The 12797-nt window shown below is 53.1% G+C and carries 11 protein-coding genes and 1 riboswitch; of the genes, 9 read left to right on the top strand and 2 right to left on the bottom strand.

Annotated features, from left to right (window positions below):
- Positions 1-7 precede the first annotated feature (7 nt).
- The 5 genes from argC to oxyR all read left to right on the top strand — a co-directional run bounded on the left by argC (position 8) and on the right by oxyR (position 5665).
- On the top strand, positions 8-1012 hold the full coding sequence (argC, locus tag AC1MDE_RS20490) for an N-acetyl-gamma-glutamyl-phosphate reductase (protein WP_034823925.1): 1005 nt from the start codon (positions 8-10) through the stop codon (positions 1010-1012).
- Positions 1013-1027: 15 nt separating this feature from the next.
- On the top strand, positions 1028-1801 hold the full coding sequence (gene argB, locus AC1MDE_RS20485) for an acetylglutamate kinase (RefSeq protein ID WP_058960105.1): 774 nt from the start codon (positions 1028-1030) through the stop codon (positions 1799-1801).
- Positions 1802-1816: 15 nt separating this feature from the next.
- Positions 1817-3034: an argininosuccinate synthase gene (locus AC1MDE_RS20480; RefSeq protein WP_038644110.1), complete on the top strand. Its 1218-nt coding sequence runs from the start codon at positions 1817-1819 to the stop codon at positions 3032-3034.
- Between the two features lie 76 nt (positions 3035-3110).
- Positions 3111-4484: an argininosuccinate lyase gene (gene argH, locus AC1MDE_RS20475; protein ID WP_058960104.1), complete on the top strand. Its 1374-nt coding sequence runs from the start codon at positions 3111-3113 to the stop codon at positions 4482-4484.
- 263 nt (positions 4485-4747) lie between these two features.
- Entirely contained in the window at positions 4748-5665 is a 918-nt protein-coding gene (gene oxyR / locus AC1MDE_RS20470; protein ID WP_034823715.1) for a DNA-binding transcriptional regulator OxyR, read from the top strand.
- Here the strand turns inward: oxyR and sthA are convergent.
- Positions 5648-7048 carry a Si-specific NAD(P)(+) transhydrogenase gene (gene sthA, locus AC1MDE_RS20465; protein ID WP_021506825.1) on the bottom strand — a complete coding sequence of 467 codons (1401 nt, stop codon included), beginning with the start codon at positions 7046-7048 and terminating at the stop codon, positions 5648-5650. The two genes, oxyR and sthA, sit on opposite strands and share 18 nt — an antisense overlap.
- A gap of 194 nt (positions 7049-7242) precedes the next feature.
- On the opposite strand from sthA, the gene fabR reads away from it, so the two are divergent.
- The gene (fabR, locus tag AC1MDE_RS20460) at positions 7243-7887 is read left to right on the top strand and encodes an HTH-type transcriptional repressor FabR (protein ID WP_034823706.1); all 645 of its coding nucleotides are present in this window, start codon (positions 7243-7245) and stop codon (positions 7885-7887) included.
- Between the two features lie 18 nt (positions 7888-7905).
- On the top strand, positions 7906-8262 hold the full coding sequence (locus tag AC1MDE_RS20455; RefSeq protein WP_034823705.1) for a YijD family membrane protein: 357 nt from the start codon (positions 7906-7908) through the stop codon (positions 8260-8262).
- A gap of 36 nt (positions 8263-8298) precedes the next feature.
- On the opposite strand, the gene trmA is transcribed toward AC1MDE_RS20455, so the two are convergent.
- Positions 8299-9402: a tRNA (uridine(54)-C5)-methyltransferase TrmA gene (gene trmA, locus AC1MDE_RS20450; protein ID WP_058960103.1), complete on the bottom strand. Its 1104-nt coding sequence runs from the start codon at positions 9400-9402 to the stop codon at positions 8299-8301.
- Between the two features lie 112 nt (positions 9403-9514).
- A riboswitch (cobalamin riboswitch) is annotated at positions 9515-9695 on the top strand.
- A gap of 70 nt (positions 9696-9765) precedes the next feature.
- On the opposite strand from trmA, the gene btuB reads away from it, so the two are divergent.
- Positions 9766-11637 carry a TonB-dependent vitamin B12 receptor BtuB gene (gene btuB, locus AC1MDE_RS20445; protein ID WP_479401358.1) on the top strand — a complete coding sequence of 624 codons (1872 nt, stop codon included), beginning with the start codon at positions 9766-9768 and terminating at the stop codon, positions 11635-11637.
- Positions 11582-12433: a glutamate racemase gene (gene murI / locus AC1MDE_RS20440; protein ID WP_480345054.1), complete on the top strand. Its 852-nt coding sequence runs from the start codon at positions 11582-11584 to the stop codon at positions 12431-12433. Before btuB ends, murI begins: the two co-directional genes overlap by 56 nt.
- Positions 12434-12797 lie beyond the last annotated feature (364 nt).

The raw sequence follows: 12797 nt of genomic DNA, 5'->3' as shown, positions 1-12797 counted from the left end.
CAGCCTGATGTTGAATACGCTGATCGTTGGTGCCAGTGGTTATGCTGGCGTAGAGCTTGCCACTTACCTGAATCGCCATCCGCATATGAACATAACCGCTTTGGCGGTTTCAGCGCAAAGCCCGGACGCCGGAAAATTACTCTCCGATCTGCATCCGCAGCTGAAAGGCATTGTCGATTTGCCGCTGCAGCCGCTGAGTGAGGCTTCCGAGTGGGCAGACAAAGTCGATGTGGTATTCCTCGCGACCGCGCATGAAGTCAGCCACGATCTGGCACCCGAATTCCTCAAAGCAGGCTGCGTGGTGTTCGACCTTTCCGGTGCGTTCCGTGTCAACGATGATGCTTTCTATACTCAATATTATGGTTTCAGCCATCAACATCAGGATTGGCTGGATAAAGCCGTTTACGGCCTGGCCGAATGGCAGCACGACAAAATCAAAGATGCACAGCTGGTTGCTGTGCCGGGTTGCTACCCAACGGCTGCACAATTGTCATTGAAGCCGCTGGTCGAAGCCGGTTTGCTTAACGATGCACAATGGCCGGTAATCAATGCCACCAGTGGTGTGAGCGGCGCAGGGCGTAAAGCCAACGTCGGCACCAGCTTCTGTGAAGTGAGCCTGCAGCCGTATGGCTTGTTCAATCATCGTCATCATCCTGAAATCGTGGCGCATCTCGGTACGCCTGTGATTTTTACCCCGCATCTGGGTAGCTTCCCGCGCGGTATTCTTTCGACCACCACCTGTCGCCTGAAAGCGGGCGTGACGCAGCAAGACGTGGCGGATGCCTTCCACAAGGCTTACCACGACAAACCGCTGGTGCGTGTGTATGACAAAGGTGTCCCGGCATTGAAAGCCGTGGTCGGCTTGCCGTTCTGCGATATTGGCTTTGCCATGCAGGGCGAGCACCTGATTGTGGTGGCGGCCGAAGATAACCTGCTGAAAGGTGCCTCTTCGCAGGCGGTTCAATGCTTAAACATTCGTTTCGGCTACCCTGAAACATTGTCTCTGATTTAACGGACGGAAACTGCAATGAATCCATTGATTATTAAGCTGGGTGGCGTACTGCTGGATAGCGAAGAAGCGCTGGCCCGCTTGTTTGATGCGCTGCTGGCCTACCGCAATGAACATCAGCGTCCGCTGATCATTGTGCACGGCGGCGGCTGCCTGGTTGACGAGCTGATGAAGAAGCTCGCTCTGCCAGTGAAAAAGAAGAACGGTTTGCGCGTGACGCCAGCCGATCAGATTGACATTATTACTGGTGCCCTGGCGGGTACAGCGAACAAGACCTTGCTGGCCTGGGCGAAGAAATATGGCATTGGTGCCGTTGGCTTATGCCTCGGTGATGCGGGCCTGGTAAACGTGGCGCAGTTCGACGAGGAACTTGGCCATGTGGGCAACGCGACGCCAGGTAATCCAGCGCTGGTGAATACCTTGTTGAGCGCGGGCTATATGCCGGTGATCAGCTCCATCGGTATTACTGACGGCGGCGATCTGATGAACGTCAACGCTGACCAGGCAGCGACCGCGCTGGCAGCGACCATTGGTGCTGATTTAGTCCTGCTTTCAGATGTCAGCGGTATTCTCGATGGCAAAGGTCAACGTATCGAAGAGATGACGGCCGATAAAGCACAGCAGCTGATCGATCAGGGCATTATTACTGATGGCATGATCGTTAAAGTGAACGCGGCACTCGATGCCGCACGTACTTTAGGTCGTCCGGTTGATATCGCCAGCTGGCGCCATGCTGAACAGCTGCCAACCCTTTTCAACGGCGTGTCGATTGGCACCCGGATTCTCGCATAATCAAGGATTTAAGACATGAGCACGCAAAACATCAAAAAAATCGTTCTGGCCTATTCTGGCGGTCTGGATACTTCGGCCATCATTCCATGGTTGAAAGAGAATTACGGCGGTTGTGAAGTGGTGGCATTCGTGGCCAACATTGGCCAGGACCCAGCCGATCTGGAAGGCGTTGAGAAGAAGGCGCTGCAGTCTGGTGCATCTGAGTGTCACGTTGCTGACCTGCGTGAAGAGTTCATCAGCGAATACGTGTATCCCGTGCTGCAAACCGGTGCTTTGTACGAAGGCACTTACCTGCTGGGCACCTCAATGGCACGTCCAATCATCGCCAAAGCGCAGGTTGAGCTGGCGCTGAAAGTCGGTGCAGACGCGCTGTGCCACGGTGCGACCGGTAAAGGCAACGATCAGGTGCGTTTCGAAACCACCTACACCGCACTGGCACCACAGCTGAAAGTGGTTGCGCCATGGCGTGAGTGGGATCTGCGTTCACGTGAAGCACTGCTGGATTACCTGAAAGTGCGTAACATCCCAACGACGGCATCACTGGAAAAAATCTACAGCCGTGATGAGAACGCGTGGCACATCTCTACTGAAGGTGGCGTGCTGGAAAGCCCAGCGAATGCACCGAACAAAGATTGCTGGGTGTGGACCGTAGATCCACTGGAAGCGCCAGATCAGCCAGAGAACGTCACTGTGACCGTTGAGAAAGGTCGTGTCGTTGCGGTAAACGGCGAGAAGCTGAGCCCGTTCCAGTGCCTGGAGAAACTGAACGTGCTGGGCGCGAAACACGGCGTGGGTCGTATCGACATCGTGGAAAACCGTCTGGTCGGTATCAAATCTCGCGGCTGCTATGAAACCCCTGGCGGCACCATTATGGTCAACGCACTGCGTGCGGTTGAGCAGCTGGTACTGGATCGTGACAGCTTCAAATGGCGTGAGCAGCTGGGCCACGAAATGTCATATGTGGTTTACGACGGTCGCTGGTTTGCGCCGCTGCGTAAATCCATCCAGGCCGCTGCCGAATCACTGGCAGAAGAAGTGAACGGCGAAGTGGTACTGCAGCTGTACAAAGGTCACGCTACTGCGATTCAGAAAACCTCGGCGAACAGCCTGTACTCGGAAGAGTTCGCGACCTTCGGCGAAGACGAAGTTTACGACCACAGCCACGCGGGCGGCTTCATCCGTCTGTTCTCTCTCTCTTCACGCATTCGTGCACTGAACGAGCAGAAGAAGTAATACCGCGGCAGATAACACATTTTGCAAGGGCGGCTTCGGGCCGCCCTTTCTATAACAGCATTCAGGAGTAAAGCAGATGGCACTTTGGGGCGGACGTTTTTCGCAGGCAGCAGACCAACGGTTTAAACAGTTCAACGATTCACTGCGTTTTGACTATCGTCTGGCGGAGCAGGACATCACCGGTTCGGTAGCGTGGTCTAAAGCGCTGGTTACCGTGAATGTGCTGAGCAGCGATGAGCAGCAGCAGCTGGAAGGCGCACTGAATGAACTGCTGGCAGAAGTGCGCGCCAATCCAGAGCAGATTCTGCAAAGCGATGCCGAAGATATCCATAGCTGGGTAGAAGGCAAGCTAATCGACAAAGTCGGCGCACTGGGCAAAAAACTGCACACTGGCCGTAGCCGTAACGATCAGGTCGCTACCGATCTGAAACTGTGGTGCAAAGAGCAGGTCGCGGTGTTGCTGGACGCCACGCGCGAATTACAATCTGCCCTCGTTGCCACCGCTGAAGCTAATCAGGACGCGGTGATGCCAGGCTATACGCACCTGCAGCGTGCGCAGCCGGTGACCTTTGCGCACTGGTGCCTCGCCTATGTAGAAATGCTGGCGCGTGATGAAAGCCGTCTGCAGGATACGCTGAAGCGTTTAGACGTGAGCCCGCTGGGCTGTGGCGCACTGGCCGGTACCGCATATGAAATTGATCGCCAGCAGCTGGCGGGCTGGTTAGGCTTTGCCTCTGCTACCCGTAACAGCCTTGATACCGTGTCTGATCGTGACCACGTGCTGGAGCTGCTGTCGGATGCCTCAATCGGCATGATTCACCTTTCACGTTTCGCAGAGGACCTGATTTTCTTCAACACTGGCGAAGCGGGCTTCCTTGAACTGTCTGACAAAGTAACGTCGGGTTCTTCATTGATGCCACAGAAGAAAAACCCGGATGCACTGGAACTGATTCGCGGCAAATGTGGCCGTGTACAAGGCGCACTGACCGGCATGATGATGACACTGAAAGGCTTGCCGCTCGCCTACAACAAAGACATGCAGGAAGACAAAGAAGGCCTGTTCGATGCGCTCGATACCTGGGTTGATTGTCTGCATATGTCGGTACTGGTGCTGGACGGCATTCAGGTAAAACGCCCACGCTGCCAGGAAGCGGCCGAGCAGGGTTACGCCAACTCCACCGAACTGGCGGATTATCTGGTGGCCAAAGGTGTACCGTTCCGTGAAGCGCACCACATTGTTGGTGAAACCGTGGTTGAAGCGATCAAGCAGGGCGTGGCGCTGGAAGCATTAAGCCTGGCGCAATTGAAGCAGTTCAGTGCGGTGATTGAGGATGACGTTTATCCGATTCTGTCGCTGCAATCCTGCCTCGACAAGCGTAATGCACAGGGCGGGGTGTCGCCTCAGCAAGTCGCATTTGCCATCGCTGAAGCGAAAAAGCGCTTAGGCTAAAAAAAAGCGGGCTCCTTTTCGGTAGCCCGCCAACCTCTAGCTTCAGAAATACATATTGTTATAGGGACATCATCAAGGGCTGGCACTCCCGGCCAACACTTTGATTTTTACCGCTGATTGCAGGTGATGCTCGACGTCATCTCAGCGTCTTTTTCAACATTGCTTGCTATGGCCGGTATTATTCCTGTTCATCGCTTGATAGGGCTAATCGTTCATTGCTATTCTATCTATCGCCACGGGCTATCGTGGTTTGGAGGAAATCAATGAACATTCGTGATCTGGAGTATCTGGTTTCGCTTGCGGAGCATCGCCATTTCCGGCGTGCAGCTGATGCGTGTCATGTCAGCCAACCTACCTTGAGCGGTCAAATTCGAAAGCTTGAAGATGAGCTCGGTGTGATGCTGCTGGAGCGTACCAGCCGTAAGGTGTTATTTACCCAGGCTGGACTGTTGCTGGTGGATCAGGCGCGAACTGTGCTGCGCGAAGTCAAAGTGCTGAAGGAGATGGCGAGCCAACAGGGTGAAGCGATGTCCGGACCGCTGCATATTGGTCTGATTCCAACCACTGGCCCGTATTTGCTGCCGCAGATCATTCCCATGCTGCATCAAACCTTCCCTAAACTCGAAATGTACCTGCACGAAGCGCAAACGCAGCAACTGCTGGCACAACTCGACAGTGGCAAACTGGATTGCGCGATTCTGGCGCTGGTGAAAGAGAGCGAAGCCTTTATTGAGGTGCCGCTGTTTGACGAGCCGATGAAGCTGGCGATCTACAAGGATCATCCGTGGCACGATCGCGATCGTGTGCCGATGTCTGATCTGGCCGGCGAAAAGCTGCTGATGCTGGAAGATGGCCACTGCTTGCGCGATCAAGCCATGGGCTTCTGCTTCGAAGCCGGTGCGGATGAAGATACCCATTTCCGCGCAACCAGCCTGGAAACGCTACGCAACATGGTCGCGGCAGGAAGCGGCATTACTTTGCTGCCTTCGCTGGCGGTGCCGAATGAGCGAGTGCGTGATGGCGTGTGCTATCTGCCTTGCTATAAGCCGGTTCCGCAGCGCACGATTGCTTTGGTTTATCGCCCAGGATCACCTCTGCGCAGCCGCTATGAGCAGCTGGCAGAAGCAATCAAAACCCACATGCAGGGTTATCTGGACACGTCGTTAAAACAGGCGGTTTAAGCCGTTGAGCGCCGCGACGCGATAGGCCTCGGCCATGGTCGGATAGTTGAAGGTGGTATTCACGAAGTACTCGATCGTGTTGCCGCCGTTCTTCTGCTCCATAATGGCTTGCCCGATGTGAATAATTTCTGCCGCACGTTCGCCAAAGCAGTGAATACCTAAAATCTCTTTGGTTTCACGATGGAACAGAATCTTCAGGCTACCCACGTGCATCCCCACAATCTGCGCACGCGCCAGATGTTTGAACTGCGCACGACCCACTTCGTAAGGCACTTTCATCGCAGTCAGCTGCTGTTCGGTTTTACCCACTGAGCTGATCTCCGGAATGGTATAAATCCCGGTGGGAATATCTTCGATCAAATGAGCAGTGGCTTCACCTTTAATGATCGCCTGTGCCGCAATACGGCCCTGATCGTAGGCGGCTGAAGCCAGACTCGGATAACCAATCACATCGCCCACTGCATAGATGTGCGGCTGCGCAGTCTGATACATGCTGTTCACTTTCAACAGGCCACGACCATCGGCTTCCAGCCCGACATTTTCCAGCGCCAGTGAATCGGTGTTACCGGTACGGCCGTTGGCATACAGCAGGCAATCCGCTTTCACTTTCTTGCCCGACTTCAGGTGCATGATCACGCCATCACTCACACCTTCAATCTTCTCGAACTCTTCGTTGTGACGAATCACCACGCCGCTGTTCCAGAAGTGATAGGAGAGCGAATCTGACATTTCCTGATCGAGGAACGCCAGCAAACGATCGCGCGTGTTGATCAAATCCACCTTGACGTTCAGGCCACGGAAAATCGATGCGTATTCGCAACCAATCACACCGGCACCGTAGATGATCACATGGCCAGGTTCATGATGCAGATTGAGGATGGAGTCGGAGTCGTAAATGCGTGGGTGCGTAAAGTCGACGTCTGCAGGATGGTAAGGACGTGAACCGCACGCAATCACGAATTTTTCTGCGGTTAAGCGTTCGCGGGTGCCATCGGGCTGTTCAACTTCGATGGTGTTGGCATCAACAAAATGGGCATCGCCCTGATAAAGCTCACAACGGTTGCGCTCATAAAATCCCTGACGCATTGCCGTTTGCTGACTGATAACGTTTTCGGTGTGATTCAAAATGTCAGCAAATGAGGAGCGCAGGAGTCGGGTGTGATCGCTATAAAGAGGGTTTTGATTGAACTCGATAATACGGCTGACAGCGTGACGTAAAGCTTTGGAGGGGATGGTCCCCCAGTGAGTACAACCGCCGCCGATATTATGGTAGCGTTCGATCACTGCAATGCGCGCTCCCTGCTTCACCAGGCCCATTGCCGCACCTTCGCCGCCTGGACCTGAGCCAATCACAATGGCATCGTAATCGTAAGACTTTTGCATACCAGTACGTCCTATTTTTCTATCACATTTTTACAACGAGATTCTAACATCTCACCGCGCACTTCTGAATTCTAACAGCGAAAAATCCCCAGTTTTGACAAAGCGTGAGGTACACAGGCGGTCACAAACTTTGCGCCACTGTACGCTGAAAAGTTTGTTATAGTGCCTTCCAGATCACTCAAAAGGCCGGGAAAATGGGCGTCAGGGCGCAACAGAAAGAACGTACAAGACGTACGCTGATTGAAGCAGCCTTCAGTCAGTTAAGTGCAGAAAGGAGTTTTGCCAGCCTGAGTTTGCGTGAAGTTGCACGTGAAGCCGGGATTGCACCTACCTCGTTTTATCGTCACTTTAAAGATGTGGATGAACTGGGTTTGACCATGGTCGATGAAAGCGGCCTGATGTTACGCCAGTTGATGCGCCAGGCACGCCAGCGCATTGCCAAGGGCGGCAGCATTATCAAAACTTCCGTTTCCACATTTATGGAATTTATCGGGAACAATCCCAACGCTTTTCGTCTCTTACTACGCGAGCGCTCCGGAACATCGGCCGCGTTCCGTGCCGCAGTTGCGCGAGAAATTCAGCACTTTATTGCTGAGCTCGCGGATTACCTTGAGCTGGAAAATCGGATGCCGCGCAGCTTTACCGAAGCGCAAGCCGAAGCCATGGTGACCATCGTGTTCAGTGCCGGTGCGGAAGCGCTGGATGTGGATATCGAACAGCGTCGCAAGCTGGAAGATCGCCTGGTGCTGCAATTGCGCATGATCGCCAAAGGCGCTTATTACTGGTATCGCCGGGAGCAGGAACGTCTGGCGGTGACCCTGGAAAAACCCGAAGAGTAATGTGATAAGGATAATGAAATGATTGAGCAAAACCCACGCGATAAAGGAACCCTGTTACTGGCTTTTATCACCGGTTTAGCAATCAACGGCTCCTTTTCGGTGCTGTTCAGTACGTTTGTGCCTTTTTCGATATTCCCGCTGATCGCCCTTGGCCTCGCAGCCTGGTGTCTGCATCAGCGTTATCTTAACCGCAATATGCCCGATGGCATGCCTTCACTGGCCGCGGCGTTTTTCCTGTTGGGTATTCTGGTGTATAGCGCGCTGGTGCGGGCTGAATATCCGGATATCGGTTCCAACTTTATCCCGACCATTTTGATGGTGGCGCTGGTGTTCTGGATTGCCACTCGCTTCCGCCGCGCCAGGAACAAAAGCTAAATACAACAACGGGAACCGCAGGGTTCCCGTTTTGTTTTACGCTTTACGCGTGAGCCAGACGCCGCATTCCATATGATGGGTGTACGGGAACTGGTCGAACAGCGCCAGCCGCGACACGTCATGGGTTTCACCCAGCGTGGCAAGATTGTCGCACAGGGTTTGCGGGTTGCAGGAGATATACAGGATGCGTTGATACGCCTGCACCATCTTCACGGTTTCCTCATCCAGGCCACTGCGTGGTGGATCGACAAAGATCGTCTCGCATTGATAGCTCTTCAGGTCGATACCTTCTAAGCGGTTGAAGCTGCGCACGCCATTCATCGCTTGGGTAAACTCTTCCGCCGCCATGCGAATGATCTGCACATTATCGATATGGTTGGCGGCAATATTGTACTGCGCTGATGCTACCGAAGGTTTCGCAATTTCCGTCGCCAGTACGCGATGGAAGTTACGCGCCAGCGCCAGTGAGAAGTTGCCGTTGCCACAGTAAAGTTCCAGTAGATCACCACGTGAGCCCTGAGTGACATCCAGCGCCCATTCCAGCATCTGAATGTTCATCGCCGCATTCGGCTGGGTGAAGCTGTTCTCCACCTGGCGATAAATCATCTCTTTGCCAGCTACCGGCAGGCATTCATCGACGTAATCGCGGTCAAGACAGATTTTGGTTTTGGTCGCACGGCCAATCAACTGCACATCAATGCCTTCAGCGCGCAGGGTGTCGCGCAGTGCGGTGGCGGCTTCCGTCCAGTCCGCTTCCAGCTTACGGTGATACAACAGCGAAATCACAATCTGATTGCTCATGGTCGACAGGTAGTCGATCTGGAACAGCTTGAAACGCAGCACCTGGTTATCACGGATCGCGTCGATCAGTTTTGGCATCAACTGATTGATCAATTCGCTCGCCGCAGGGAATTGATCCACCCGGATACGCTGCTTGGTCTCTTGATCAAAGATGATGTGGTACAGATCGTCGCCATCATGCCAGATGCGGAATTCGGCGCGCATGCGATAGTGGCTGACCGGTGAACGGAACACCTCCACGTCAGGCGCCGCAAAGGGAGACATCATCGCCTGTAAACGGCTGGCTTTTTCCGCCAGTTGCGCGTCGTATTGTTCAATCGGGAGCTGTTCGGGTGTCATCTTTAATCCTGGTAATAAGCTAGCTTGCCGGGCGATTGTAGGCATTCACCTGCTGATGTCCAGTTCTGTGAGAAGATGATGGCTGGCAGTCTGGATTCCCGACCTTCTTAACCGTAGACTGCGACTGCCGGCCTCCTTGAGTTAAAAGGGAATCCAGTGTGAATCTGGAGCTGACGCGCAGCGGTAAAAGAATGTCGTGGTGAGTGCACCTATCAACACTGTCCTGCGGGATGGGAAGTTTTTCACCATTTATGATTCTCAGCCCGAAGACCTGCCGGTGTGTCGTCGCAATCACTGCAACCATCGCGTGCTATCGGTTGCAGGCCTGCGGCATCCTGCTTCGTCTTTTGGATGCTTACAACAATGAATAAAAGCAACATTACGCTGTGTGCCTTTAGTGCAACGGCGCTTTCACTCTGGGCTGCATATGGCTACGCTCAGGATGATGATACGCAAATCGTTACCGCCAACCGCTTCGCTCAACCGGTTTCATCGGTGCTGGCACCAACAACGGTAGTCACCCGTGAAGAGATCGATCGCTGGCAAGCGAAAAGCCTGACGGATGTGATGCGCCGTTTACCTGGCGTGGATATCGCGCAGAATGGTGGCCTTGGTCAATCCAGCTCGATGTTTATCCGTGGTACTAACTCCAGCCATGTGCTGATATTAATTGACGGCGTTCGCCTCAATCAGGCGGGTATTTCTGGTTCGTCTGATTTAAGCCAAATTCCGTTGTCACTGGTGCAGCGCATCGAATATATCCGTGGCGCGCGTTCAGCGGTTTATGGTTCGGATGCGATTGGTGGGGTGGTGAACATTATTACCGGCCGCGATAAAGCAGGTACCACGTTGACGGCGGGTGTCGGTTCCAATGGCTACCAAAGTTATGATGGTTCCACGCAGCAAATGCTGGGGGATGCCACCAAACTCACCATGGCGGGTAATTATACCTATACCAAGGGTTACGACGTGGTGGCCAACTTGCCTGACGTTTACGGAGATCCCGCGCAGAAAGACCGTGACGGCTTTATGAGCAAAACCTTGTATGGATCGTTGGAGCATCAATTTAACGATGAATTCAGCGGTTTCGTGCGTGGCTATGGTTTCGACAACCGAACGGCTTACGATGGTTACCCTACTTATGTAGAGCCGAACACCTTTGTCGATACTCGCCAGCTTTACAGCCAAACCTGGGATACCGGTCTGCGCTTCAATCAGGATATCTACTCATCCCAGTTAATCGCCAGCTACAGCCATACCAAAGATTACAACTACAGCCCGCAACTCGGTAAATACGATGCGACCGCCTCATTAAATGATGTGCAGCAGTACAACCTACAGTGGGGCAATACTGTTCAGGTCGGGCACGGTGCCATTAGTGGTGGCGTGGACTGGCAGAAACAGACTTCAGAACCGGGTACTAACTCCACTATTGAAGGTCAGGAACAACGTAATACTGGGATTTATGCTACTGCGCAGCAGCAATTCGGTAGCGTAACGCTGGAAGGGGCAGTACGTGGCGACGACAATGATGCGTTTGGCTGGCATAACACCTGGCAGAGCAGTGCTGCGTGGGAGTTTGTTGACGGCTACCGTGTTTTCGCTTCTTACGGTACGGCATTCAAATCGCCGAATTTAGGACAGCTTTACAGCCAGACGTATGGTAACCCGGATCTGAAGCCTGAAAAGAGCAAGCAGTGGGAAGGGGGCTTTGAGGGGCTGACGGGCCCGGTAAACTGGCGTGTATCCGGCTACCGCAATGATATCGACAATCTGATTGATAGCGACCCAAGCACGTACGTTTATTACAACATCGATAAAGCACGCATCAAAGGGGTGGAAGCAACAGCATCCTTCGATACTGGCCCGCTCAGCCATCAAATCTCATACGATTATGTTGATGCGCGTGATGCAGAGACTAATCAGCAGCTAGTACGCCGTGCTAAGCAGCAGGTGAAATACCAACTCGACTGGACAATCTACGATTTTGACTGGTCTGTGACCTATCACTATCTTGGCGATCGTTACGATAACGATTACAACCACTCTTACACGCCGCAGCGCGTGAAATTGGGCGGTGTGAGCTTATGGGATCTCGCAGTGTCGTATCCGGTCACATCACAGCTCACCGTTCGTGGTAGAATTGCCAACCTGTTCGATAAAGACTACGAGACAGTGTATGGCTATCCAACTCCAGGAACGGAGTATTACCTCAGCGCCAGCTACAGCTTCTGATCTGCGTCCCACCGTGCTGGTGTTTGACTCCGGCGTCGGTGGGCTCTCCGTCTATGATGAGGTCCGGCAGTTATTGCCGGATCTTCACTATTTATATGCCTTCGATAATGAAGGTTTCCCTTACGGTGAAAAAACCGAAGACTTTATTGTCGAGCGTGTGGTTGCTGTGGTTGAGGCGATTACAAAACGCTTCCCGCTGGCATTAGTCATCATTGCCTGTAACTCGGCTAGCACCGTTTCTTTACCTGCACTGCGTGAGCGATTCGAGTTTCCTGTTGTCGGTGTTGTGCCGGCGATTAAACCTGCTGCGCGTCTCACGCGTAATGGTGTCGTGGGGTTACTGGCAACGCGCGGCACGGTAAAACGTCCTTATACTCATGAGCTGGTGGCGCAGTTTGCGCGCGAGTGCAAAATCGAAATGCTGGGTTCTGCTGAACTGGTAGAGCTGGCGGAAGCGAAACTGCATGGTGAAGGGGTGGAACTCTCTGATGTGCGCCATGCTGTGCAACCCTGGCTTAGCATGAAAGAGCCACCTGACACTGTCGTCCTGGGATGTACGCACTTTCCTCTATTGCGTGACGAGCTGCAAATGGTACTGCCTGAAGGCACGCGGTTAGTGGATTCCGGTGCAGCCATTGCACGCCGCACAGTATGGTTATTAGAACATGAAGCGCCGCACGCCGTTTCTTCTGGTCAAAATATGGCGTTCTGCACGCTTATGGATGAGGAGGCGGTGCAATTATCACCGGTTTTACGGCGTTATGGCTTTCCATTGCTGGAAAAACTGGCGATTTAGTGGGGTTTCGACGAAAAAAACAGCACTCAGAATTTAATTTGCATTTAGCGCTTGTCAGCCAAAAAGAAATCCCTATACTGCGCCTCCACTGACACGGAACAACGGCTTACGAAGCGAAGTGTTCAGGAGGTGGTCTTCAAGGCAACCTTCAGAAAAGCAAAAATAAATGCTTGACTGAGAATGCGGAAAGCGTAATATACGCATCCCGCGCCGCTTGAGAAATCGCGGCGCTGCTCTTTAACAATTTATCAGACAATCTGTGTGGGCACTCGCAGGATTGATATCAACGTCTCCGGACGTAAAAAATATCAAGTCTCACGAGTGAACACATAATGAAATTCATTATGACGTTTTACAGATGAGC

The organism is Pantoea folii (genome assembly GCF_056678875.1).
This window is presented reverse-complemented; position numbering and strand designations above follow the sequence as displayed.

Excerpts from the sequence above, each read along its gene's own strand:
- argC (WP_034823925.1), top strand. The coding sequence starts at position 8 with ATGTTGAATACGCTGATCGTTGGTGCCAGTGGTTATGCTGGCGTAGAG.
- argB (WP_058960105.1), top strand. The coding sequence starts at position 1,028 with ATGAATCCATTGATTATTAAGCTGGGTGGCGTACTGCTGGATAGCGAA.
- AC1MDE_RS20480 (WP_038644110.1), top strand. The coding sequence starts at position 1,817 with ATGAGCACGCAAAACATCAAAAAAATCGTTCTGGCCTATTCTGGCGGT.
- argH (WP_058960104.1), top strand. The coding sequence starts at position 3,111 with ATGGCACTTTGGGGCGGACGTTTTTCGCAGGCAGCAGACCAACGGTTT.
- oxyR (WP_034823715.1), top strand. The coding sequence starts at position 4,748 with ATGAACATTCGTGATCTGGAGTATCTGGTTTCGCTTGCGGAGCATCGC.
- sthA (WP_021506825.1), bottom strand. The coding sequence starts at position 7,048 with ATGCAAAAGTCTTACGATTACGATGCCATTGTGATTGGCTCAGGTCCA.
- fabR (WP_034823706.1), top strand. The coding sequence starts at position 7,243 with ATGGGCGTCAGGGCGCAACAGAAAGAACGTACAAGACGTACGCTGATT.
- AC1MDE_RS20455 (WP_034823705.1), top strand. The coding sequence starts at position 7,906 with ATGATTGAGCAAAACCCACGCGATAAAGGAACCCTGTTACTGGCTTTT.
- trmA (WP_058960103.1), bottom strand. The coding sequence starts at position 9,402 with ATGACACCCGAACAGCTCCCGATTGAACAATACGACGCGCAACTGGCG.
- btuB (WP_479401358.1), top strand. The coding sequence starts at position 9,766 with ATGAATAAAAGCAACATTACGCTGTGTGCCTTTAGTGCAACGGCGCTT.
- murI (WP_480345054.1), top strand. The coding sequence starts at position 11,582 with ATGGCTATCCAACTCCAGGAACGGAGTATTACCTCAGCGCCAGCTACA.